The sequence below is a fragment of the Mesorhizobium hunchu genome (assembly GCF_040081975.1).
Classification (GTDB): Bacteria; Pseudomonadota; Alphaproteobacteria; order Rhizobiales; family Rhizobiaceae; genus Mesorhizobium; species Mesorhizobium hunchu.
On sequence record NZ_JBEBMG010000002.1, the window covers coordinates 591,872 to 612,228 of the forward strand.

At 65.7% G+C, this 20,357-nt stretch carries 28 protein-coding genes and 1 tRNA gene; 13 read left to right on the forward strand and 16 right to left on the reverse strand.

Annotated elements, in window-relative coordinates:
- Window positions 1-35 precede the first annotated feature (35 nt).
- Window positions 36-120, reverse strand: a tRNA-Leu gene (locus tag ABMA46_RS06325).
- A 298-nt stretch (window positions 121-418) separates the two neighbouring features.
- Here ABMA46_RS06325 and ABMA46_RS06330 point away from each other — a divergent pair.
- Together ABMA46_RS06330 and ABMA46_RS06335 are read left to right on the forward strand one after the other, a co-directional pair.
- Window positions 419-1,006: a YqaA family protein gene (locus ABMA46_RS06330; RefSeq protein ID WP_348998450.1), complete on the forward strand. Its 588-nt coding sequence runs from the start codon at window positions 419-421 to the stop codon at window positions 1,004-1,006.
- Window positions 1,007-1,031: 25 nt separating this feature from the next.
- Window positions 1,032-1,550 (forward strand): disulfide bond formation protein B, encoded by a 519-nt coding sequence (locus tag ABMA46_RS06335; RefSeq protein WP_348998451.1) that lies wholly within the window; start codon window positions 1,032-1,034, stop codon window positions 1,548-1,550.
- A 42-nt stretch (window positions 1,551-1,592) separates the two neighbouring features.
- On the opposite strand, the gene ABMA46_RS06340 is transcribed toward ABMA46_RS06335, so the two are convergent.
- Both ABMA46_RS06340 and ABMA46_RS06345 read right to left on the reverse strand, forming a co-directional pair.
- Window positions 1,593-2,150, reverse strand: coding sequence for an HNH endonuclease (locus tag ABMA46_RS06340; RefSeq protein ID WP_348998452.1), 558 nt, complete (start codon window positions 2,148-2,150; stop codon window positions 1,593-1,595).
- A 129-nt stretch (window positions 2,151-2,279) separates the two neighbouring features.
- Window positions 2,280-2,921 (reverse strand): DNA-3-methyladenine glycosylase family protein, encoded by a 642-nt coding sequence (locus tag ABMA46_RS06345; protein ID WP_348998453.1) that lies wholly within the window; start codon window positions 2,919-2,921, stop codon window positions 2,280-2,282.
- A gap of 91 nt (window positions 2,922-3,012) precedes the next feature.
- Between ABMA46_RS06345 and gluQRS the strand changes: the two genes are divergently transcribed.
- Entirely contained in the window at window positions 3,013-3,885 is an 873-nt protein-coding gene (gene gluQRS, locus ABMA46_RS06350) for a tRNA glutamyl-Q(34) synthetase GluQRS (RefSeq protein WP_348998454.1), read from the forward strand.
- A 113-nt stretch (window positions 3,886-3,998) separates the two neighbouring features.
- Window positions 3,999-4,889, forward strand: a complete 891-nt coding sequence (locus ABMA46_RS06355; protein ID WP_348998455.1) for a DMT family transporter — start codon at window positions 3,999-4,001, stop codon at window positions 4,887-4,889.
- Here the strand turns inward: ABMA46_RS06355 and ABMA46_RS06360 are convergent.
- Window positions 4,856-5,710, reverse strand: a complete 855-nt coding sequence (locus tag ABMA46_RS06360; RefSeq protein WP_348998456.1) for a YihY/virulence factor BrkB family protein — start codon at window positions 5,708-5,710, stop codon at window positions 4,856-4,858. The genes ABMA46_RS06355 and ABMA46_RS06360 overlap by 34 nt on opposite strands.
- Before the next feature lie 56 nt (window positions 5,711-5,766).
- Here ABMA46_RS06360 and ABMA46_RS06365 point away from each other — a divergent pair, with 56 nt between their 5' ends.
- The 7 genes from ABMA46_RS06365 to ABMA46_RS06395 all read left to right on the forward strand — a co-directional run bounded on the left by ABMA46_RS06365 (window position 5,767) and on the right by ABMA46_RS06395 (window position 11,133).
- Entirely contained in the window at window positions 5,767-6,627 is an 861-nt protein-coding gene (locus tag ABMA46_RS06365) for an SDR family oxidoreductase (protein ID WP_348998457.1), read from the forward strand.
- Window positions 6,628-6,644: 17 nt separating this feature from the next.
- Window positions 6,645-6,836, forward strand: coding sequence for a twin transmembrane helix small protein (locus ABMA46_RS06370; protein ID WP_348998458.1), 192 nt, complete (start codon window positions 6,645-6,647; stop codon window positions 6,834-6,836).
- Window positions 6,837-6,852: 16 nt separating this feature from the next.
- Window positions 6,853-7,434 (forward strand): cob(I)yrinic acid a,c-diamide adenosyltransferase, encoded by a 582-nt coding sequence (locus ABMA46_RS06375; protein ID WP_348998459.1) that lies wholly within the window; start codon window positions 6,853-6,855, stop codon window positions 7,432-7,434.
- A gap of 24 nt (window positions 7,435-7,458) precedes the next feature.
- Complete coding sequence (locus ABMA46_RS06380; protein WP_348998460.1) at window positions 7,459-8,229, forward strand: rhomboid family intramembrane serine protease; 771 nt, start codon at window positions 7,459-7,461, stop codon at window positions 8,227-8,229.
- A gap of 205 nt (window positions 8,230-8,434) precedes the next feature.
- A complete protein-coding gene (locus ABMA46_RS06385) occupies window positions 8,435-9,184 on the forward strand; it encodes an electron transfer flavoprotein subunit beta/FixA family protein (protein WP_348998461.1) in 750 nt (249 codons plus the stop codon).
- A 23-nt stretch (window positions 9,185-9,207) separates the two neighbouring features.
- Complete coding sequence (locus tag ABMA46_RS06390; protein ID WP_348998462.1) at window positions 9,208-10,137, forward strand: electron transfer flavoprotein subunit alpha/FixB family protein; 930 nt, start codon at window positions 9,208-9,210, stop codon at window positions 10,135-10,137.
- Window positions 10,138-10,254: 117 nt separating this feature from the next.
- Window positions 10,255-11,133 (forward strand): 3-hydroxybutyryl-CoA dehydrogenase, encoded by an 879-nt coding sequence (locus ABMA46_RS06395; RefSeq protein WP_348998463.1) that lies wholly within the window; start codon window positions 10,255-10,257, stop codon window positions 11,131-11,133.
- Between the two features lie 53 nt (window positions 11,134-11,186).
- Here ABMA46_RS06395 and ABMA46_RS06400 read toward each other — a convergent pair whose 3' ends face one another.
- The 6 genes from ABMA46_RS06400 to ABMA46_RS06425 form a co-directional block, all read right to left on the reverse strand.
- The gene (locus tag ABMA46_RS06400; RefSeq protein WP_348998464.1) at window positions 11,187-11,825 is read right to left on the reverse strand and encodes an NrsF family protein; all 639 of its coding nucleotides are present in this window, start codon (window positions 11,823-11,825) and stop codon (window positions 11,187-11,189) included.
- Window positions 11,822-12,358: a sigma-70 family RNA polymerase sigma factor gene (locus ABMA46_RS06405; RefSeq protein ID WP_348998552.1), complete on the reverse strand. Its 537-nt coding sequence runs from the start codon at window positions 12,356-12,358 to the stop codon at window positions 11,822-11,824. The genes ABMA46_RS06400 and ABMA46_RS06405 overlap by 4 nt, the downstream gene beginning before the upstream one ends.
- A 101-nt stretch (window positions 12,359-12,459) precedes the next feature.
- Window positions 12,460-12,759, reverse strand: coding sequence for a GNAT family N-acetyltransferase (locus ABMA46_RS06410; protein ID WP_348998465.1), 300 nt, complete (start codon window positions 12,757-12,759; stop codon window positions 12,460-12,462).
- Window positions 12,756-13,385 carry an alpha/beta hydrolase gene (locus ABMA46_RS06415; RefSeq protein WP_348998466.1) on the reverse strand — a complete coding sequence of 210 codons (630 nt, stop codon included), beginning with the start codon at window positions 13,383-13,385 and terminating at the stop codon, window positions 12,756-12,758. The genes ABMA46_RS06410 and ABMA46_RS06415 overlap by 4 nt, the downstream gene beginning before the upstream one ends.
- An 8-nt stretch (window positions 13,386-13,393) precedes the next feature.
- Entirely contained in the window at window positions 13,394-14,326 is a 933-nt protein-coding gene (locus ABMA46_RS06420) for a VOC family protein (protein ID WP_348998467.1), read from the reverse strand.
- A 194-nt stretch (window positions 14,327-14,520) separates the two neighbouring features.
- On the reverse strand, window positions 14,521-15,927 hold the full coding sequence (locus tag ABMA46_RS06425) for a PRC-barrel domain-containing protein (RefSeq protein ID WP_348998468.1): 1,407 nt from the start codon (window positions 15,925-15,927) through the stop codon (window positions 14,521-14,523).
- Window positions 15,928-16,129: 202 nt separating this feature from the next.
- Here ABMA46_RS06425 and ABMA46_RS06430 point away from each other — a divergent pair, with 202 nt between their 5' ends.
- Window positions 16,130-17,038: a diacylglycerol/lipid kinase family protein gene (locus tag ABMA46_RS06430; RefSeq protein ID WP_348998469.1), complete on the forward strand. Its 909-nt coding sequence runs from the start codon at window positions 16,130-16,132 to the stop codon at window positions 17,036-17,038.
- 16 nt (window positions 17,039-17,054) lie between these two features.
- On the opposite strand, the gene ABMA46_RS06435 is transcribed toward ABMA46_RS06430, so the two are convergent.
- From ABMA46_RS06435 to ABMA46_RS06450, 4 genes are all read right to left on the reverse strand, one after another.
- The gene (locus tag ABMA46_RS06435) at window positions 17,055-17,219 is read right to left on the reverse strand and encodes a hypothetical protein (protein ID WP_348998470.1); all 165 of its coding nucleotides are present in this window, start codon (window positions 17,217-17,219) and stop codon (window positions 17,055-17,057) included.
- Between the two features lie 117 nt (window positions 17,220-17,336).
- A complete protein-coding gene (locus tag ABMA46_RS06440; RefSeq protein WP_348998471.1) occupies window positions 17,337-17,804 on the reverse strand; it encodes a hypothetical protein in 468 nt (155 codons plus the stop codon).
- A gap of 6 nt (window positions 17,805-17,810) precedes the next feature.
- Complete coding sequence (locus ABMA46_RS06445; protein WP_348998472.1) at window positions 17,811-18,146, reverse strand: ElaB/YgaM/YqjD family protein; 336 nt, start codon at window positions 18,144-18,146, stop codon at window positions 17,811-17,813.
- Window positions 18,147-18,260: 114 nt separating this feature from the next.
- The gene (locus ABMA46_RS06450; RefSeq protein ID WP_348998473.1) at window positions 18,261-19,022 is read right to left on the reverse strand and encodes a Crp/Fnr family transcriptional regulator; all 762 of its coding nucleotides are present in this window, start codon (window positions 19,020-19,022) and stop codon (window positions 18,261-18,263) included.
- Window positions 19,023-19,147: 125 nt separating this feature from the next.
- Here ABMA46_RS06450 and ABMA46_RS06455 point away from each other — a divergent pair, with 125 nt between their 5' ends.
- Entirely contained in the window at window positions 19,148-19,531 is a 384-nt protein-coding gene (locus tag ABMA46_RS06455) for a response regulator (RefSeq protein WP_348998474.1), read from the forward strand.
- A gap of 46 nt (window positions 19,532-19,577) precedes the next feature.
- On the opposite strand, the gene ABMA46_RS06460 is transcribed toward ABMA46_RS06455, so the two are convergent.
- Both ABMA46_RS06460 and ABMA46_RS06465 read right to left on the reverse strand, forming a co-directional pair.
- The gene (locus ABMA46_RS06460) at window positions 19,578-20,126 is read right to left on the reverse strand and encodes a sigma-70 family RNA polymerase sigma factor (protein ID WP_348998475.1); all 549 of its coding nucleotides are present in this window, start codon (window positions 20,124-20,126) and stop codon (window positions 19,578-19,580) included.
- A 2-nt stretch (window positions 20,127-20,128) separates the two neighbouring features.
- A complete protein-coding gene (locus ABMA46_RS06465; RefSeq protein ID WP_348998553.1) occupies window positions 20,129-20,314 on the reverse strand; it encodes a NepR family anti-sigma factor in 186 nt (61 codons plus the stop codon).
- Window positions 20,315-20,357: the final 43 nt, after the last annotated feature.

Below are 20,357 nucleotides of genomic sequence, written 5' to 3' on the forward strand. Positions count from 1 at the left end.
GGTGGCAAGCCACCCGAAGCTCGAAGAGCGAAGGGTGGTGCCCCTAGCCGGGATCGAACCAGCACTCCTTGCGGAACTCGATTTTGAGTCGAGCGCGTCTACCAATTCCGCCATAGGGGCATCGGGCCAGGGCGGCCCGCATGGGCGCGGACTATACGGTCCGCCCCCGGTTCGTCAACTGCTGAGCGAGCCTCGCAATCTTTGGCCGCACCGGCCGATCGGACTGTGACGGCGTTGTCCATTTCGTGACTCCGCCGCCATTGTGCGGCGCGATGAAACTTTCTAGAGCATTTTGCAGCCAGACGGAATCTTCTGGTGTCCGCACAAATGCGGCCAAGGAAAACAGACTGGAGCAGCGGAACTGCGTTCGTCAGGACGCGCGTTGCTCTGGACAGGCTGAGGCTCACGAGGGACCTTCATGCTGCGCGGACTCTACGACTGGACCCTGTCGCTCGCGGCAAGGAAATCCGCCGAGTGGTGGCTGGCCTTCATCGCCTTCGTCGAAAGCTCCATCTTTCTCGTGCCTGCCGACGTGCTTTACCTGCCCATGACCCTGGCGCGCCCCGAGCGGGCCTATCGCTACGCGCTGGTGGCCACCATCGCCTCCGTGCTCGGCGGCATCGCCGGCTGGTTCATCGGCCACTACGCCTATGAAGCCATCGCCGTTCCGGTGCTGCAGTTCTATGGCAAGTACGACGAATTCGAGGCCCTGCGCACCTCGTCGGGCGTCGGCTTCATCATCCTGATGCTGATCACGTCCGGCGCCGCGCACCTGCCGCCGATCAAGGTTGTCACCATCCTGTCGGGCGTCATCGGCGTCAGCCTGCCCCTGTTCGTCGGCCTCGCCATCGTCGCGCGCGGCGGGCGCTTCCTGCTGCTCGCCTGGCTGCTGCGGCGTTATGGCGAGCGGATCCGCGACTTCATCGAGAAGCGCCTCGGCATGATCGCGGGTGCCGCTGCCGCCGCCCTGATTCTGCTTTATATCGTCGTCAAATACGCTCTGTGAACGATCCTTTCGGGATGATCTCTCCATGACTGCACTCGCTTCACCGGCCCAGCCCCGTCGCCGCACCGTCATTGCCGGTTTCCTCGCTGTGGCGATGGCCGCGACGGTCGGCTCGGCACTCGCCTTCCAGTACATAGGCGGCTACATTCCCTGCAAGCTCTGCTACGAACAGCGCATTCCCTATTACATCGGCGTGCCGGCGATGGTGCTCGCCCTTCTGGCGTCGGCGCTGAAACTGCCGGCCTGGGTCTCGCGAGGCCTGCTGGCCGTCGGCGGCCTGCTGATGCTCTACGGCCTTTATCTGGGCGTCTATCATTCGGGCGTCGAATGGGGCTGGTGGCCGGGGCCGACCGACTGCACCACGGTCGGCATCTCGGTCGACACCGGCGGCAACGGCGTGCTCGACGCACTCGACAAGTTCGTGCCGCCGTCCTGCGACAAGGCCGCGCTTCGCATCCTCGGCCTGTCGCTCGCCGGCTGGCAGGCCATCGCCGCGCTCATCTTGGGCGCGGTGGCGTTCAAGGGCGCATTCGGAAAGGATTGAGGAGCGCCGTTCTCCTCCCCGAGGGGAGGGAAAGACAGCGCCCTACGGCTCCAGCTCCACATCCCAGTAAAGATAGTCCATCCAGCTTTCGTGCAGATGGTTGGGCGGGAACAGCCTTCCGTTGTTGTGCAGGTCGTGCACGGTCGGCTTGAAGGGCTTCTGCAGCGGCCACATCCTGGCCTGCGAGGGCATCATGCCGCCTTTCTTCAGATTGCAGGGCGAACAGGCGGCCACCACGTTCTCCCACGTCGTCGCGCCGCCGCGATGACGCGGGACGACATGGTCGAAGGTGAGGTCCTCCCCGGTGCCGCAATACTGGCATTGGAAACGGTCGCGCAGGAACACGTTGAAGCGGGTGAAGGCGGGATGCCGCGAGGGTTTTACATAGGCCTTGAGGCTGACCACCGACGGCAGCTTCATGGAGAAGGTCGGCGAAGAGACGGCGTGCTCGTATTCGGCCACGATGTTGACGCGGTCGAGGAACACGGCCTTGATCGCGTCCTGCCACGACCAGAGCGACAGGGGGTAATAGCTGAGCGGACGGTAGTCCGCGTTCAGCACCAGTGCGGGAAGCGCATCCGGGGATACGGCGACCGTCACGTTCTTCGCCTCCTTGGTCCTGCAACCGATTGGCGCGGATACTGTAAGCCCGACATGACAGCGATGTGAAGCGGCTTGTCGGCCACAGCGGCATGCAAAAGCGCATGATTTTTATGGTTTTTTGCAAGGCTAAGCCACGGGCGTGGCGTCCCTGCCCTTCATCTCGCGATAATAGGCCCAGAAAAGGCGCGACGCGACGCCCCTGAACGGCGCCCATGATTCGGCCAGCCGGATCAGCATTTTCTCCGGTGGGCGCGGGGCGATGCCGAGCGCATGGCCGACCGCGCTCTGCAGCGCCACGTCGCGCGCCGGAAACACGTCCGGGTGGCCGGCGGCGAACAGAAGGTAGCATTCGGCCGTCCAGGGGCCGATGCCCGGCACCGCCGTCAGCGCGGCGATCGCCTCCGCCGCGTCCAGCGAACAGAGATGGTCGAGGTCGAGCCCGTCCGCCACCGCCCTCGCCGCCGCCAGCAGGCCGCGCTGCTTGGGTCGCGACAGGCCGGCCTCGCGGAACACCGCCTCGTCCGCCGCCAGCACCGCCTGCGGCGTCAGCGGATCGAGCAGTCCCGTCAGCCGGCCGAAGATGGCATTCGCGCTGGCGCGCGACACCTGCTGCGACACCATGATCGAGGCGAGGCTGGCGAAACCCGGCGGCGACAGCCTGAGCGGCACCTCGCCCGCCGCACGGCGCACGGCTTCCAGCCGCGGATCGACGGCGCACAGCGCGTCGAGCCCGCGGGCCACGTCTTCCAGCGTCGCAATACGCCGCATGCCGTCCTTCCTCCGCCGGTCGCTTGTCCCGGACCGGCCTGCAAGGTAGCAATCGGCGAGAACGCCGCACAACCCGATAGCCGCCTGCCCGATGACGCTGCTGACATTCCGCTTCGCCCCGAGCCCGAACGGCGCCCTGCATCTCGGGCACGCCTATTCCGCCCTGCTGAACCGGGAGCTGGCACGGCAGGCGGGCGGGCGCCTGCTGCTCAGGATCGAGGACATCGACATCGCCCGCTCCACGCCGCCGTTCGAAGCCGCGATCCTGCGCGATCTCGAATGGCTGGGGATCGAATGGGAAACGCCGGTGCGCCGCCAATCGGAGCATTTCGCCGACTACCATGCCGCGCTCGACCGTCTGATCGCGCAGGGCGTCGTCTATCCGGCGTTCCTGAGCCGCGGCGACATCCGCGCCGTGATCGCCGACAGCGGCAGGGCCGCGACATGGCCGCGCGATCCCGACGGCGCGCCGCTCTACCCGACGGGCGAAAGAGAGCTTTCCACCCGCGAACGCCGAAGACGCGTGGACGACGGCCAGCCCTTCGCCTGGCGCCTGAACGTGGATGCGGCGCGGGAACAGGCGGGCAAGGACCTCGCCTGGGAGGAGTTCACCGACGAAACCCTCTCGACCGTCCGGCAGGTCGAGGCGCGGCCGCAGGACTGGGGCGACGTGATCGTCGCCCGCCGCGACATCCCGACCAGCTACCATCTGGCCGTCGTGGTGGACGACGCCTTGCAGGGCGTCAGCCATGTCGTCAGGGGAAAGGACCTTTATCTGGCGACATCGGTGCAACGGCTCCTCCAGCAACTGCTCGGCCTGCCTCGGCCGCGTTACCTGCACCATCGGCTGATCCTCGGGCCGGACGGCCGCAAGCTCTCCAAGAGCCTGCGCGACACCGGGCTCGCGGCGCTGCGCGAAAGCGGCATGGCGCCCGCCGGCGTCAAGGCCCTCGTCGGCCTCTGACTGCCGCCTTCAGTTTCGATGAATCTATGGATCAGCGGTTTCGCTTTGCCTGCGCGCGGCAATCGCAATAGAGCATCCGGCGACCGGCGCATCGCCCTCACGGACAGGTCTTCATGGAAACTCTCAAGAAGTTCATACCCGCCACCTTCGTGGTGTTGTGGGCGACAGGCTTCATCGGCGCGCGCTATGCCATGCCGTGGGCCGAGCCGTTCACCTTCCTGGGCATGCGCTTCGCGCTCGCGGCCGCCATTCTGTTGATCGCCATGCTTGCGCGCGGCAGGGCCAGGCTGCCGCACAACCAGGCGCTGCATTCCATCGGCGTCGGCATCCTCATGCAGGGCGTCTATCTCGGCGGCGTGTTCTGGGCGGTGCATCACGGCATGCCGGCCGGCCTCGCCGGGCTGATCGCCGGGCTGCAACCGCTGATCACGGCGGTGCTCGCCGGCACCATGCTCGGCGAGCGCATCCTGCCGCGCCACTGGCTCGGCCTCGCCGCCGGCTTCGCAGGGGTCGTCATCGTGTTCTGGCCGAAACTCGGCGCGGCCGGCGGCGGCGTCGATGCCGCCACGCTGTCGGCCTGCCTGGCGGCGGTGCTCGCCATCAGCGTCGGCACCATCTGGCAGAAGCGCTCCATCCGCGGCGGCGATCTCGTCGCCGCCACCTTCTGGCAATATGTCGGCGGGACGGTGATGATGGCGCTGGGCTCGCTCCTGTTCGAGACGCGACAGGTGACCGTCAACGGCGAACTGCTCTTCGCGCTGGCCTGGCTGGTCCTGGTGCTGTCGATCGGCGCCATCTTCCTTTTGATGGTCATGATCCGCGACGGCGAGACCTCGAAGGTGGCGTCGCTGTTCTATCTGGTGCCCGCCGTCACCGCGATCCTCGCCTTTTTCCTGTTCGGCGAGCAGCTCGACGCCATCCAGCTCGCCGGCATGGCGATCGCCACCGTCGGCGTCGGCCTGGCGACGGCTCAGCCGCCGACGCGGGCGCGCGCTTCCAGATAGCGGCTGATGGCGGCATTGAGCTCTCCACCCAGGATGAAGATCGCCGAGACGATATAGAGGAACACCACCGCGATCATGATCGAAGCCAGCCCCGCATAGGTCGTCACATAGGACGAGAAATGATCGATATAGGCGGCGAAGACCGTCGACCCGATCAGCCAGGCGATCAGGGTAAAGAGAATGCCCGGGATCAGCGACACGAAACGCCGCTTGCCGGCCGGCAGCCATACGTGCACGGCGAACAGGCCGAGCACGATCACGGTCGAGGCGATGATGAAGCGCCACAGCGTGAACGTTCCCATATAGGGCTCGATCCACTCGAAGCGCTGCTCCGCCAGCCGCGCGATCAGCGGCGCGAAGACGAGCAGCACCGAGATCACCAGGAAGCCGACCGTGGCGATCAGCACGAAGATCAGGCTTTGCGCACGGCGGAGCAGGAAGCCCCGGGTTTCGGTTACGCGGTAGGCGCGGTTGAGCGAGGTGCGCACGGCCTCGATGCCGTTGGACGCGAAATAGGCGGCCAGCACGACGCCATAGGTCAGAAGGTCGGTGCGCTGCACGGTTAGCACGCGCAGCACCTCGCGCGAGATCGGCTCGGCGATCTGCTCGGGCCAGGTGTCGAACACGATATGCACCGCCGTTTGCGCGAACGCCTGCGCGCCGAGAAAGCTTCCGAGCGTCGTGGCGAAGATGAGGAAGGGGAAAAGCGCCATCAAGGCGGTGATCGCCAGATGGCTCGACATCGCCCATCCGTCGTCATTGTTGAAGTGACCGAGCGCGTCGTAGAGGACACGCTTGACGGCGACGATGTTGCGCAGCAACGGCACTTTCCCTGCAATTGTCTAGCGGCCGCGAATATGGGAAGGGTTTGGTGCAAATGGCAAGTCTCGGCAGCCCTTCTTCCACGGCCTCGCGGCAACGCGGCATCATCGTCACCGGCGCCTCTTCCGGCATCGGAGCCTATTGCGCGCGCGCCCTGAAGGCCGACGGCTGGCGGGTTTTCGCCACCGCCCGCAAGCCGGACGACATCGCCGCCCTCGAAGCAGAGGGAATGGAGGCCTTCTTTCTCGACTATCGCCAATCCGATTCGATCGAGGCTCTCGTCGCCTCGGTTCTGGAGCGCACGGGCGGCCGGCTTGATGCGCTCTACAACAACGGCGCGCACGCCCAAGCCGGCGCCGTCGAGGATTTGCCGGTCGAGGCGCTGCGCGAGCAGTTCGAGGCCAATGTCTTCGGCTGGCATGACCTCACAAGGCGCATCGTTCCCGTCATGCGGGCGCAGGGACATGGACGCATCGTCCACTGCTCGTCCATCCTCGGCCTGCTGCCGGCGCGCTACCGCGGCGCCTACTGCGCCTCCAAATACGCGCTCGAAGGGCTGATGCTGAGCCTGCGGCAGGAAGTCGCCGACGCCGGCATCCAGGTTTCGCTGATCGAGCCCGGCCCGATCCGTTCGAATATCCATGCCAACGGCATGACCTGGTTTCTAAAGAACATCGACTATGCCGGTTCCGTCCATCGCGCCGGCTACAAGGCGCAGATGCGCCAGGTCCGCTCGGAGCAGGCCGAAGCGCATCGCAGCGATCCTCAAGCCGTCTACGCCGCGCTCAGCCACGCCCTGCTGTCGAAGAGACCCCGCGCGCACTATGTGGTAACCTTGCCGGCTCGCATCGGCGTGGCGATGAAGCGGTTGCTGCCGGCCGGCCTGCTTTATCGAATTCTCGCACGCAACGTCTGAACCGATCGGAAGCGCCCATGGACACCTTTCTCAAATTCCTCACCATCGTCGTCATGGTGGCCGTCGTGGCGGTGCTGATCCGCGGCCTCGTCAACATGATGCGGGGCGGTTCCGGCGCGACCTCCAACAAGCTGATGCAGGCGCGCGTCGCGCTCCAGGCTGTCGCCATCGTCCTGATCCTCATCGTCGTCTACCTGACCCGGAAATAGGTTTCGGGAGGGCCGCATGGTCAAGCTCAACAAGATCTATACGCGCACCGGCGACGACGGCACCACCGGGCTCGGCAACGGCGCGCGCCGCCTGAAATGCGACCTGCGCGTCGAGGCCTACGGCACGGTCGACGAGGCCAACGCCTGCATCGGCATGGCGCGCATCCATACCGGCCCGCTGCATCCGGCGATCGACGCCATGCTCGCCCGCATCCAGAACGACCTGTTCGACCTCGGCGCCGACCTGTCCGTACCCGACACCGGCGAGCCGCTCGGCTATGAGCCGCTTCGCATCGTTGCCTCGCAGGTCGAGCGGCTGGAGCGCGACATCGACGCGCTGAACCGGGTCCTGGCGCCGCTGAAATCCTTCGTGCTCAACGGCGGCACGCCGGCGGCCGCCGCCCTCCACCTTGCCCGCACCGTAACGCGCCGCGCCGAGCGTCTGGCGGTGGCGCTATCCCGGGAACCGGACGAACCCGTCAATCCGGAAACGGTGAAGTTTCTCAACCGCCTCTCCGACCTGCTGTTCGTCGTCGCCCGCGCCGTCAATGACAACGGAAAAGCCGATGTGCTATGGGTGCCCGGCAAGAACCGCTGAGTACGTCACGCAGCAAGGGCGCCCATGTTCATTCCGCTTCATGACGCGAACGGTCTCCATCACATCAAGCTCCAATACGTCACGCTCGGGCTGATCGCGGCGAACGTCATCATCTACCTCGCCACCACGCTGGGCGGCGAACAATTCACCAACGCCGCCGTTCTCGGCCTCGGCTTCATTCCCTCCGTCGTCCATCACACCGCCGGGCTTCCCGTGCAGTTCATCGTCATCCCGGAAGACTGGAGCTACCTGACCTATGCCTTCCTGCATGCCGACATCATCCATCTCGGTGGCAACATGCTGTTTTTGTGGGTGTTCGGCGACAATGTCGAGGATGCGCTCGGCCATGTGCGCTACCTGGTCTTCTATCTCCTGTGCGCGGTCGCCGGCGCTTTCGTCCACGGGCTGGTCGCGCCTGATTCGCAGGAGCCGCTGATCGGCGCGTCTGGCGCGATCGCCGGCGTCGTCACCGCCTATCTGGTCCTTCATCCACGCGTGAAGATCTGGATTCTGGCCTTTGCCCGCATCCCTCTTCGCATCCCCGCCTACATCATCATCGCGCTGTGGATCGCGCTGCAATTCGTCATGTTCGCCATCGGCGGCGACGACCGCATCTCCTGGGCCTGCCATGTCGGCGGCATCCTGGCCGGCGCGGTTCTGGTCCTGATCCTGCGGCGCGGCGACGTTCCGCTGATGGACAAGGAACTGGTGACGCCCCGCTCGGTGAAGGTCGTGCAGAAGAGTGCCGTCGAACCCGGCGAGGCCGGACCGGTGCAGCGCTGGGGGCGCCGCTAACGTCATCATTCAACCGATTTGGACCGTTTGCCGATATTGACGGCCCTGTCCGCCGCAACTAGGGTCCGCGCGCCTGCGGCAGCCCAGATGCCACCAAGGGGCGGCCGAAGAACAGAATTCCCGCCAAGGATGTCGGCTTTCGGCAAATCCGGGCGGTCCGGCGCTGCTATAGCGCACTCCAGAACAGTCGAGAGGTGATACCACGATGAAGCTGCTTGTCCCGGTGAAGCGGGTTGTGGACGCGAATGTGAAGGTGCGCGTGAAGGCGGACGGTTCGGGCGTCGAGCTCGCCAACGTCAAGATGGCGATGAACCCGTTCGACGAGATCGCGGTCGAGGAGGCGATCCGCCTCAAGGAAGCCGGCAAGGCCGAGGAGATCGTGGTGGTCTCGATCGGCCCAGCGCAGGCCGCCGAGACGCTGCGCACCGCGCTCGCCATGGGCGCCGACCGCGCCATCCTGGTCAAGGTCGACGAGGCGGTCGAGCCGCTCGGCGTCGCCAAGGTGCTCAAGGGCGTGGTCGAGGCCGAGCAGCCTGGCCTCGTCATCCTCGGGAAGCAGGCGATCGACGACGACGCCAACCAGACCGGCCAGATGCTGGCCGCGCTGCTCGGTTGGAGCCAGGGCACCTTCGCCTCCAAGGTGGAACTGGACGGCGACAAGGCCAAAGTCACCCGCGAGGTCGACGGCGGACTGCAGACGATCGAGCTGAAGATGCCGGCGATCGTCACGGCGGACCTGCGGTTGAACCAGCCGCGCTACGCCTCGCTGCCCAACATCATGAAGGCCAAGAAGAAGCCGCTGGACGAGAAGAGCCCGGCCGATTTCGGGGCCGACGTCGCGCCGCGTCTCAAGGTCCTCAAGACCGAGGAGCCGGGCGGCCGCAAGGCAGGGGTCAAGGTGGGCTCGGTGGCCGAACTGGTCGACAAGCTGAAGAACGAAGCCGGCGTGCTCTGAAGCGAAAAGGAAGGACAAAAAATATGGCTATTCTCCTGATCGCCGAACACGACAACGCAACGCTGTCCGACCAGACCGCCAAGGCGCTGTCGGCGGCCCTCAAGATCGGTTCCGACGTCGACGTGCTGGTCGCCGGCAAGGGCGCCAAGGCAGCCGCCGACGAAGCCGCCAAGCTCAAGGGCGTGCGCAAGGTGCTGCTGGCCGAGGCCGACGAACTCGCCGAGCGCCTGGCCGAGCCAACCGCCGCGCTGGTCGTCTCGCTCGCCGGCAACTACGACACCATCGTCGCGCCCGCCACCTCGACCGGCAAGAACGTCGCCCCCCGCGTCGCCGCCCTGCTCGACGTCGCCCAGGTGTCGGAGATCATCGAGGTGGTCTCGCCCGACACCTTCAAGCGGCCGATCTATGCCGGCAACGCCATCCAGACGGTTCAGGCGAGCGAGCCCAAGAAGGTCATCACCGTGCGCACGGCCTCCTTCCAGTCGGCGCCCGACGGTGGCTCGGCCGCGGTGGAGACCGTCAAGGCCGCCGACAACCCGGGCTTGTCCACCTTTGTGGAAAACAGGCTGTCGGAAAGCGACCGCCCCGAACTCACCTCGGCCAAGATCATCATCTCGGGCGGCCGCGCGCTCGGCTCGGCGGAGAAGTTCCAGGAAGTCATCCTGCCGGTCGCCGACAAGCTCGGCGCCGCCGTCGGCGCCAGCCGCGCGGCGGTCGACGCCGGCTACGCCCCCAACGACTGGCAGGTCGGCCAGACCGGCAAGGTGGTCGCTCCCGACCTCTACATCGCCTGCGGCATCTCCGGCGCCATCCAGCATCTCGCCGGCATGAAGGATTCGAAGGTCATCGTCGCCATCAACAAGGACGAGGAAGCGCCGATCTTCCAGGTCGCCGACTACGGCATCGTCGGCGACCTCTTCACCGTCCTGCCCGAACTCGAAAAGGCGCTTTGACGCTCTTTCGACTTCGGTATTAAATTGTGAAGGGCGGGGTAGACGAAGCTGCCCCGCCCTTCTAGTTTGCACTGCACAAAAAAACAGGCGGCGTCAGCCGCGGACGGGATCGGTGTGATGGGCAAGATCGAAACGATCGGCATCGTCGGCGCGGGCCAGATGGGCGGCGGCATCGCCCATGTCTCGGCGCTGGCGGGATATAACGTCCTGCTGTACGACGTGTCGGCCGACCGAATCGAAAACGGCATCGCCACCATCAACGGCAACATGGCGCGGCAGGTCTCCTCGGGCAAGCTGGAGGAGGATGCCCGCAAGGGCGCCATGGGCCGCATCGCCTCGGCCGCCGAGATGGCGGATCTGGCAGCCGCGGATCTGGTGATCGAGGCCGCGACCGAGGACGAGACCGTCAAGCGCAAGATCTACAACCAGCTTTGTCCGGTGCTGAACCCCACGGCCATCCTGGCGACCAACACCTCCTCGATCTCCATCACCCGTCTGGCCGCCTCGACCGACAGGCCGGAGCGTTTCATTGGCATCCATTTCATGAACCCGGTTCCGCTGATGAAGCTGGTGGAGCTGGTGCGCGGCATCGCCACGGAAGACCAGACCTTCGAGATGGCCAAGGCTTATGTCGGCAAGCTCGACAAGACGGTCACCGTCTCGGAGGATTTCCCGGCCTTCATCGTCAACCGCATCCTGCTGCCGATGATCAACGAGGCCATCTACACGCTTTACGAGGGCGTCGGCACCGTCGAGGCTATCGACACCGCCATGCGGCTCGGCGCCAACCATCCGATGGGACCGCTGCAGCTTGCCGACTTCATCGGCCTCGACACCTGCCTGTCGATCATGCAGGTGCTGCATGATGGCCTGTCGGACTCGAAATATCGCCCCTGCCCGCTGCTGGTGAAATATGTCGAGGCCGGATGGCTCGGCCGCAAGGCCGGCCGCGGCTTCTACGACTACCGCGGCGAGCACCCCGTCCCGACCCGCTGAACGCGGCAGAACAGCCGGCCAGGGCATTCGGAGCCGGTCAGCCGGCTGCGACGCTACCAGCGGATGAACACCCGCCCCGCGATCGCTCCGAGAGCCGCCATGACGGCGATGGCGATCGTGTACCAGACCGCCACGAACAGCGGCGAGTCGTCGAAACAATGGGCCGCGTAGAACGTCGCCCCCAGTCCGCCGGCCAGCAGGCCGGCGAGCGCGCCCGCCAGCACAGGCCGCGTCGGTGCTCCGTAACGCAGCACCGCGATGAAAACCGCCAGCGGGCCGATGCCGATCAGCGGAATGAAGCTCATGCAGATCATGGAGTTGGTGCCGATCATCCTCGGCATCCAGGTCTGTTCTGGCATGACCGTGAGTTCGGCCATCACCGCAGCGATCATCAGCGCCGGCGCCAGAAGCAGCGCCAGTCCCATGCGTCTGGAATAGGCGCCCGGCATCGAAAAGGCCCTGGCGCACAGGAAGGCGGTCAGCGCCAGGCTTGCCGTGAAGACGAACTTGAACAGGAAACGCATCGTGTGCGCGGCCGCCATGAAATCGGCACGCGGGCCGATCGTGGCGAAGAAGACGATCGCGGCAAGCGCCACGGCGGCGGCACCGCCCGTCAACCAGGCCCGGTCGATGGACGGTCCGGCGTTGCGGCTGTCTGCGCCAAGCGCGCGGATGAGGTCGTCGGTCTTCATGTGCTTTTGAACCGCTTGGCGATAGCCTGAAGCCCGCGGTGCAGCGCCACCCTGACCGCGACTTCGCTCATGCCGAGCTTTCCCGCCGTCTCGCTGATCGACCGGCCGTCCACGGAGATCGCCGAGACCACCGACCTCTGGCCCGGCGGCAGCGTATCCAGCGCGCGATTGAGGTCGCGCTCACTGAGCGTCTCCGGTTCAGGCGCGGCGATGCTGTCGGCGATCTCGTCTATCTCCACTTCGATCCGCCGGCCGCGCCGGCGGAAGGCATCGATCAGCTTGTAGCGCGCGATGGCGTAGATCCAGGGCAGCACGTGCGCGTCTTCGCGCCAGGTCTGCCGCTTCAGGTGAATGGCGAGCAAGGTCTCCTGCACCACGTCCTCCGGATCCACGCCGCCATGCGTCACCCTGCGGCGAGCAAAGCCACGCACCAGCCCCGCGGCGCGCTGGAGGAAGTCGGCATAGGCCTTCTCGTCTCCGGCGATCGCCGCGCGCAGCAGTCCGGCAAGTTCGGCCTCGTCCTTGCCGATCACAGGCTCCACCTTGGTCCATTCGCATTCCGGCAGCGTTTTGTTACGGTGCCGGGCGCGCAAAGTCCAAGCCAAAGTGGAAGCAGGGCCGGACGGCGACCCTTCTACGTCTTCAGAACGTCCGCCCATTCCGGATGGCGGCGGAACTGCGCGGCGGCGAACGGGCAGAGCGGGATGATCTTCTTGCCTTGAGCGCGCGCGTCCTCGACCGCGCGGGTGACCAAGCTGAGCCCGACGCCCTGCCCCCGGAAGGCATCCGGCACGCCGGTATGGTCGATGATGATCTGGTGCTGGCCGACCTTGGTGAAAGTCATCTCGGCCTCGGCACCGTCCGGCCCCGCAATCACGTAGCGGCCCTTCGTGCCGCTGTCCTCGAGGCGTATGGTCGGCAAAGCGTCGTTCATGGCTGTTTTCCTTTCTCGATGCTGGCGCACAGGAATCGTCTGGCCGCCGCGATTTCGTTGGGACGTAGTTCGTGGCCACCGTCGTGCCATTCAAGGGCGACTTCCGCGCCCGACGCCTCCAGCCAGGCTTCGAGCCGGCTGGTCAGCACCGGTGGGCAGATCGGATCCCGCCTGCCCGCCGTGATCAGGACCCGCTTGCCGGCGAGGCTTCCGGCGATGTGCGGTTCGAACGGAATCAGCGGATGCATCAGCACCGCTCCGTCGAACAGCGTCGGCGCCGAAAACAGCGTCGCCGCCAGTATGTTGGCGCCGTTCGAATAGCCGAGCCCCAGCACAGCCGACGGCCTGGCCGCGGCGACATGCGCCTTGACGAAGGCCGCCATCTTGGCGCTGGCGCGGGCCAGATCGTCCATGTCGTAGACGCCTTCGCCTGTACGGCGGAAGAACCGTGCCGCGCCGAATTCGGCGACATCGCCGCGCGGGGCAACGATGGTCGCCTCCGCCGACAACTCGCGGCCGAGCGCCGCAAGCTGGTTTTCGTCGCCGCCGGTGCCGTGAAACACGAACAGGAGCGGTCCGCCCGGCGTACCGGGCACGACCTTGTGGATATAGCTGTCCAGTGTCATGGCAGGCCTCAATCGTCCAGCGGCTGCAGATGGTCTTCGAGATAGGGCCTCAGATGCTGATGCTGCGGCGGCAGCTTCAGCGCCTCGCCCAGATGCGCGGTGTCCTCGTCTCGGTCGAAGCCGGGCTCGTTGGTCGCGACCTCGAAGAGCACGCCGCCGGGCGTGCGGAAATAGATCGCCCAGAAATAGTCGCGATCGATGACCGGCGTGACCTGGTAGCCAGTGTCCATCAGCGCCTTGCGCACCTCGAGCTGCTTTTCGCGGTTCTCGACGGCGAAGGCGACATGGTGGACCGATCCCGCGCCGAGATCGGCAAAGCCGGCATCCGGCAGCGTCTCGATGTCGACGACGTCGGCGCCGTTGCCGCCCTTCACGGCCAACCGGCGCGTGTTGCCGGAACGGTCGACTTCCTCGTAGCCCATGAACTTCAGCAGCTCCTCGGTCGCTCCGGCGTCCCTGAGGCGCAACGAGACGGAATGGAAACCGCGCAGCGCCTCGTCGGCCGGGACACTGCCCTTGACCCACGGAGCGCGTGAATCGGCCTTGTCTTCGACCAGCGCGAAGCCGTCGCCGTCCGGACCTGCGAAACGCAGCCGCTTTTCGCCGAACGTCTCCTCACGCTGGAGGCCGGTCACGCCTTGCTCGGCGAAACGCTGCTCCCAATAGGGCAAGGTGCCCTCCGGCACGGAGAAGACGGTGGTGCCGACCTCGCCGACGCCGTGACGACCCTTGCCGATGTTCGGGAACGGAAAATAGGTCATCACCGTGCCCGGCGTGCCTACCTCGTCGGCATAGTAGAGATGATAGACGTCCGGCGCATCGAAATTGACCGTCTTCTTGACCCGCCGCAGCCCGAGCTTGTGGGTGAAGAAGTCGTTGTTCTGGCGTGCATCCGCCGCCATCGAGGTTACGTGATGAAGTCCCTTGATCTGGTCGAGCATGTTGCTTGCTCCTGTCCGGTGCGGCCCTCGCCGCTGTCCCGCTCAATATGAGGCGGCACCGGAGCCCGGCAAAGACGGTGATCGCAGAATGGACTGTTTCACGATTGTGAACGATGATGCCTCTATCGTTCACGAAGAAGAAAAACCCGCGCCGTTGCCGGCGCGGGTCATTTTAGTCGTGCCCAGGACGATCTCTACTGGATGATCATCCGCTGCTCGTCGCGCTTGTCGGCGTAGCTGCCCTTGTCATAGGCCGCCTGTGCTTCGAGCTGGTCCTTGGTGAAGTCGGTGTAGAGATACTGGTTGCCGTCCTTGTCGGCCAGGAACTTCAGCTTGTCCATGCCGATCGCCACCGGCTTGGAACCGATGCCGAGGAAACCGCCGACGTCGACGATCACGGCATCGACGCGATTGTCTGCCGACAGAACCACGTCGCCGATCTCGCCCACCTTTGCGTCATTGGCGCCATAGACCGTGGTACCCATCAGATTGTCGGCGCTGATCTTGTCCGCCGGCACCTCGGTGAGGGTCGACTTGTCGATCGCCGCGGTCTCGGTCGCATCTGTACCCGACTTCGCAGCGTCGGCCGGCGCCTGGGCCTGATCTGTGGTTGCGGGGGCCATCGCCGTATCGGCTGGCTTCTCGCCGGCCGTGCCGCTATCGGCCGTGCCGCTGTCGGCCGTCGTCGTGGTCGGCGTCACGGCCGCGGGCGCGTCGCTGGCGGCCGCCGACGAGGCCGGCGCAGGATCATAGGCCTTGCGGTCGAAATCCGGCAGACCCTGCAACTCTTCCTTGGACGCCTGAACGACCATCCACCGGTCGCCGTTCTTCTCGGCCCAACTCGTTTTGCCGAGATCGAAGGCGACGTTCTTCTGGCCGACGCCGAGGAAGCCGCCGACGCCGATCACATACTGCTCGGCCTTGCCTTCCTTGCTCAGCACGATGTCGTTGACGCTGCCGATCTTCTCGGCGTTGGACTCCATGCCGTTATAGACATCCTCGCCGAGCACGCTGCTGGCCAGCATGCCCTGGGACATGTCCGCCTCCTTGGCAGGGGGCTCGGCCGGCATGGTCTGGGCGTCGCCGCCCGGCGCGGTCTGCGTGGCATCGCCTGCCGGGGCCATCGCCCCGCCGCCGCCCGACGGGGCCATGGCGGTATCGGCAGGCGCCGGAGCCGGCTCGTAGGGTGTCTTGTCGAATTCCGGCAGTGCCGTCAGCGCTTCCTTCGAGGTCTCGGCCACCAGCCAGCGGTCGCCGTTCTTCTCGGCCCATTTCAGCTTGTCGTAGTCGAACGCGACATTCTTGGTGCCGACGCCCAGGAAGCCCCCGACGCCGATGACCATCGACTTGGCCGTGCCGTCCTTGTCGAAGACGATGTCGCTGACCTTGCCGATGCTCTCGGCATCATCGCCCGTCCCGTTATAGACGCTCTCGCCGACGATATTGGTGGCGAGGCTGCCGTCAGCCTTGACGACGGGGGCGGCCGGCGCGGCGTTTTCGGTAGCCGGCGCGGCAGGGGCAGGCTGGGTGGCCGTCTGGGCATAGGCGCCGGAAGCCACGAACGTAACCAGAGCGGTTGTAGCCAACAGTTTGCGGATCATGGTAATCTCTCCTCGGTGCGTGATCTCATGCACGCCGCGCCTGGTGAACCGTGGTGGGGAAGCCGGGCGCGGCATCTCCTACGACTTCACAACGTGGTGAAGCCGGTTCCGTTCCGCGTTCCGCGGCGGGCGCCGGAACCCGGCGGCGCGAGCGGCGTTGGGCGTTGCCCGTTCATCAGGATCGGCAAAAAAGGAGACTGCGATGCGGTTCACAGCCGTTCTCAACCGCGACGGCGGCACGTTGCGCACGGCCGATCTGGATGCGCTTGCAGCCCGCATGCGCCAGTTGCTGGAAGAGGCGGGCCATACGCTCGAGATCGACATCGCCGGCGGCGACCGGATCGGCGAACGGCTCGAAAAGGCAGCCGCCAGCCGCGCGGTCGACGTGGTGCTGGCAGGCGGCGGCGACGGCACCATCTCGACCGCGGCGGCGCTCCTGATGGGAAAGAAGAAGGCTCTGGCGGTGCTGCCGGCCGGCACCATGAACCTGTTCGCCCGCGGGCTCGGCATACCGCAGGACTTGGAAGGCGCGATCGCCGCCTTCGCCACCGGCAAGGTGATCGCGGTGGACATGGCCAGCGCCAACGGCAGGCCGTTCATCCATCAGTTTTCCATCGGCCTGCATGCCAAAATGGTGCATCTGCGCGAAAAGATGGAGTTCGGATCGCGGCTGGGAAAGATCGGCGCCTCTTTCCGTGCCGCCTGGGCGATAATGAAGAACCCACCCAGGATGGCGGTCGACCTGACGGTCGGCGAGGCCGAGATGAAGATGCGCACCACCGGGATCGGCGTCAGCAACAACGTGTTCGGGGAAGGCCACCTGCCCTATGCCGACAATCCGTCCGGCGGCGTGCTGGGCATCTATGTGGCCAGTCCCCGCCAACGCGGCGAGATGCTGGGATTCTTCGTGGACATGGCGAGGGGACGCTGGCGCGACAGCCAGCATGTCGAAGCGCTGCAGGCGGCATCGGCCGTTCTCAAGGTCAGCGGCCGCACACGGCGCTTTCCCGCCGTGATCGACGGCGAACTGGTGCGGCTGGAACCCGTGACGCGCCTGGAAATCCATCCCGGTGCGCTCAACGTGCTCGTTCCCGCGCAGGCACCGGCCTGACCGGTCGCTTCGCGCTTCAGCCCTTGGGCGTCTGCTGTTGCGGCTGCTCGATGGAAACGCCGTAGATCTCCACGGCTCCCCATACGGCAAAGGCCAGCACCAGTCCCACGATCAGCACGGCAAGCACATGCCAGCCCCATCTGCCCTGGCGTGCTTTGTTGGTCGGAACGGTCTTGGTCATGGTCTGCCTCCTCGACGTGAACTGTCCAGGCGCAACGGATGCCGGCCGGGCAGGTTCCGTTTTCCCGGACACGGGCGACGACGGCAGGTGACGGCTATGGAAGCTCCCGGCGAAGGCTCAGGTGCCTTCGCCGGGGTGATCGTCGCCCTTGGGCGGCGACCCCGTGTTCTCCTTGTAGATGGCATAGGCGACCAGCGTCGCCAGCGGCCACAGGACGAGACCGGGGCCGGGCTTCGCGCGTGCCAGTGCCGGCAAAAGCCCCAGCGCGACGGTGGCGCCGAGCGCGGTCAGATCCGACCGTCGCCGACGCGCCTGACGGCGCGCGCGCGATCCCGCCGTGACGCGATAGACGAGCAGGATAAGCCCCGCCAGCACCACAAAGCCCGCGCCGAACCCCAACGCGGCCTCGATCGGACCGTACCGCCGCTCGGTCCATATGAAGGCGGCGGCCAGGAGAAAGCCGGCACCTATGCAGACGGCGGCGGCGGCGGCGAGATAGACGATCGCCGCCGTCTTCGCGCGCTTGACGGCCGCCAGCGTCTCGCCGGACGCCAACCCTGCGATCAGCGATGCAAGAGTGCCCATAGAGGCCTAGCGCCGCGACAGGACAGCGAAGAGAAAGCCCACGCCCGCGGCGATGGCGAGCGAGGTCACCGGCTTCTCGCGCACATTGGCGATGACCTGATCCTCAAGGTCGCGCGCATTGCTGCGCAGGCTGTCGAACGCCGCTTCGCCCTGCGCCCGCAACTGCTCGACACCCTCGGCAGCCGCGCGCTTGGCCGTGCCGTAGCCATGCTGGCCCGTGGCGGCAAGCTGCTTGGTCAGCTTTTCGATATCGGTCCTCAATTGCCGGATGTCGGCTTCGAGTTCCGAAACATCCTTCTCGGTCCGCGCGGCGCCGGCTGTCTTTCCTGCGGTTGTGGCCATTCTCAACTCCTTTTGATGGATACGGGCAACAACGTGCTCGCCACGGCAAGGTTCCGGTTCCAGCCCTGCCGCGTCGACGAAGCAAAGGGCCTTTCACGGCCGATGTCCAGCATTTCAAAGCAGTGGCCGCGGCCCTTCGTCCGGCCCGTCCCAACCGGCCAGCGCGCACAGGCCGTCCATGTCGATGATCTCGCAGCCACCGTCGCGCCAGGCGATCAGCCCGCGATCGGCTAGCTTGCGGATCGTCTTGTTGGTATGGACCAGCGACAGCCCCAGCGTGTCGGCAACGTGCGATTGCGTGATGGGTATCTGGACCCGCTTCCTGCCGTTGAGGCCGACGACCTTGGCGCGCGTGCCGATGAAGGCGATCAGGTAGGCGCAGCGCTCTATGGCCGTCCGGCGCCCCACGCTGAGCAGGTTCTCGTCCAGCATCCGCTCCTCGCGCGACGCCAGCCAGGTAATGTCGTAGGCGAGGCTGGGATAGTTCCGGTAGAGATCGTGCAGCTTCTCCCGCTCGAAAACACACAGAAGCATCGGCGAAAGCGCCTCGACGGAGTGCTGCATCTCGCCCATGACGCTTCCCTGCAAACCGATCAGGTCGCCGGGCATCACGTAGTTCAGGATCTGGCGCCGGCCGTCCGACAGGAGCTTGTAGCGGAACCCCCAGCCGGCGAGAACGGTATAGAGATGCGCGCTGTGGCTTCCCTCCACCAGCACGGCGGCTCCACGGTCGACCGCCAGCTCGCCCGTCTTGAAACGGCTGATGAAATCCAGTTCCTCGCCGGTGAATTCGCGAAAGACGGGGAGCGGCCTGAGCGGGCAGCGCTCGCATGGATATCTGCGCGTCGACGACGCACGTCCCTTCAGCTCGGCCATGACGCCTCTTTGTCTGTCCCCTCAGGACGCAGTATCATCTCGCTTCTCGTCGCGGCATGTCTTTTTTAAATGACAGAAAAATAATTTGAGTACAGGAATCGCCCCGCTTTGAAGGAGTGATTTGCTTGTCCGCCCTGCTCGATGGTTTGCGTGTCCTCGTTCTGGAAGACGAATTTCTCATAGCGATGGATGTCGAGCAGTTGTGCCGCGACAACGGCGCGGCTGACGTGATCGTTGCGGGCACGTTGAGCGGCATCGATCTCGACGGATCGCCCGGCTTCGACGTCGCGATCGTGGATTTGATGCTCGGCGGCGTTTCCACGCTGGACCTCGCAAGGCAATTGCGCGCGCGCGCCATTCCCTTCGTCTTTGCCTCCGGCTATTCGAGCACCGACGACATCGTCGCGGAGTTTACCGATATCCCGATGGTGCCCAAACCCTATTCGGGAGCCGATCTCATCGGAGCGGTTGCCGCCGTCGCCGGGCGCGAGGCGGCTCCCCAGGCCTGATCCCCTCCTTGCGACGGCCTGGCGATCGACAGGCGCCGCCACGAAATCAGGCGGCCGACGAGCCGATCACATGGGTGGCGATGGCATCCGGGCCGAATTCGTCCTCGCCGGAAATCTTCAATATGTCCTGCAGCCGCGCGCGGGCGCGCGACACGCGGCTCTTGATCGTGCCGACCGCGCAACCGCAGATTTCCGCCGCTTCCTCGTAGGAAAAACCGGACGCGCCGATCAGGATGATCGCTTCGCGCTGGTCCTCGGGCAACTGTTCGAGCGCCGTCCTGAAATCCTTCAGGTCGAGCTGGCCCTGCTGGGCCGGGTGCACGGCCAGCCGAGACGTCATGATGCCGTCGCTGTCCTGAACCTCGCGGCCGCGCTTGCGCATCTGCGAATAGAACTCGTTACGCAGGATGGTGAACAGCCATGCCTTGAGATTCGTGCCCGGCTGGAAGCTTTCATGCTTGTCCCACGCCTTGACGAGCGTTTCCTGGACGAGATCGTCGGCCTTGTCGGCGTTCTGCGACAGCGAAACCGCGAACGCGCGAAGCGAAGGAATCGCCCCGAGCAGGTCGACCTTGAAGTCCTGCGAGACAGCCATCGTCAGTCCTTCTTGCGCGCGGGCTCGGCGGTTTCCAACTGCGCAAGCAGTTGTGCGAAGCGATCCGGCACGTCGTCGGAGACAAGTTCGTCATAATATTGCTTGAGTTTGCGGCCGATTTCCGAGTTCGGTCCCAGCGGATCGCCGCCCGCGCGGGAGCGACCGCCCGCCACTGTCGAATCTTTCATGCTTGTCATCAGCCCGCTTCTTGTCCCCTATCGGCCCTGCCTA

Coding starts and splice junctions, on each gene's coding strand:
- ABMA46_RS06395 (WP_348998463.1), top strand. CDS start 10,255: ATGGGCAAGATCGAAACGATCGGCATCGTCGGCGCGGGCCAGATGGGC.
- ABMA46_RS06390 (WP_348998462.1), top strand. CDS start 9,208: ATGGCTATTCTCCTGATCGCCGAACACGACAACGCAACGCTGTCCGAC.
- ABMA46_RS06330 (WP_348998450.1), top strand. CDS start 419: ATGCTGCGCGGACTCTACGACTGGACCCTGTCGCTCGCGGCAAGGAAA.
- ABMA46_RS06410 (WP_348998465.1), bottom strand. CDS start 12,759: ATGAACGACGCTTTGCCGACCATACGCCTCGAGGACAGCGGCACGAAG.
- ABMA46_RS06450 (WP_348998473.1), bottom strand. CDS start 19,022: ATGGCCGAGCTGAAGGGACGTGCGTCGTCGACGCGCAGATATCCATGC.
- ABMA46_RS06380 (WP_348998460.1), top strand. CDS start 7,459: ATGTTCATTCCGCTTCATGACGCGAACGGTCTCCATCACATCAAGCTC.
- ABMA46_RS06385 (WP_348998461.1), top strand. CDS start 8,435: ATGAAGCTGCTTGTCCCGGTGAAGCGGGTTGTGGACGCGAATGTGAAG.
- ABMA46_RS06375 (WP_348998459.1), top strand. CDS start 6,853: ATGGTCAAGCTCAACAAGATCTATACGCGCACCGGCGACGACGGCACC.
- ABMA46_RS06415 (WP_348998466.1), bottom strand. CDS start 13,385: ATGACACTGGACAGCTATATCCACAAGGTCGTGCCCGGTACGCCGGGC.
- ABMA46_RS06465 (WP_348998553.1), bottom strand. CDS start 20,314: ATGAAAGATTCGACAGTGGCGGGCGGTCGCTCCCGCGCGGGCGGCGAT.
- ABMA46_RS06435 (WP_348998470.1), bottom strand. CDS start 17,219: ATGACCAAGACCGTTCCGACCAACAAAGCACGCCAGGGCAGATGGGGC.
- ABMA46_RS06335 (WP_348998451.1), top strand. CDS start 1,032: ATGACTGCACTCGCTTCACCGGCCCAGCCCCGTCGCCGCACCGTCATT.
- ABMA46_RS06365 (WP_348998457.1), top strand. CDS start 5,767: ATGGCAAGTCTCGGCAGCCCTTCTTCCACGGCCTCGCGGCAACGCGGC.
- ABMA46_RS06370 (WP_348998458.1), top strand. CDS start 6,645: ATGGACACCTTTCTCAAATTCCTCACCATCGTCGTCATGGTGGCCGTC.
- ABMA46_RS06345 (WP_348998453.1), bottom strand. CDS start 2,921: ATGCGGCGTATTGCGACGCTGGAAGACGTGGCCCGCGGGCTCGACGCG.
- ABMA46_RS06460 (WP_348998475.1), bottom strand. CDS start 20,126: ATGGCTGTCTCGCAGGACTTCAAGGTCGACCTGCTCGGGGCGATTCCT.
- ABMA46_RS06440 (WP_348998471.1), bottom strand. CDS start 17,804: ATGGGCACTCTTGCATCGCTGATCGCAGGGTTGGCGTCCGGCGAGACG.
- ABMA46_RS06420 (WP_348998467.1), bottom strand. CDS start 14,326: ATGCTCGACCAGATCAAGGGACTTCATCACGTAACCTCGATGGCGGCG.
- ABMA46_RS06430 (WP_348998469.1), top strand. CDS start 16,130: ATGCGGTTCACAGCCGTTCTCAACCGCGACGGCGGCACGTTGCGCACG.
- ABMA46_RS06425 (WP_348998468.1), bottom strand. CDS start 15,927: ATGATCCGCAAACTGTTGGCTACAACCGCTCTGGTTACGTTCGTGGCT.
- ABMA46_RS06400 (WP_348998464.1), bottom strand. CDS start 11,825: ATGAAGACCGACGACCTCATCCGCGCGCTTGGCGCAGACAGCCGCAAC.
- gluQRS (WP_348998454.1), top strand. CDS start 3,013: ATGACGCTGCTGACATTCCGCTTCGCCCCGAGCCCGAACGGCGCCCTG.
- ABMA46_RS06355 (WP_348998455.1), top strand. CDS start 3,999: ATGGAAACTCTCAAGAAGTTCATACCCGCCACCTTCGTGGTGTTGTGG.
- ABMA46_RS06445 (WP_348998472.1), bottom strand. CDS start 18,146: ATGGCCACAACCGCAGGAAAGACAGCCGGCGCCGCGCGGACCGAGAAG.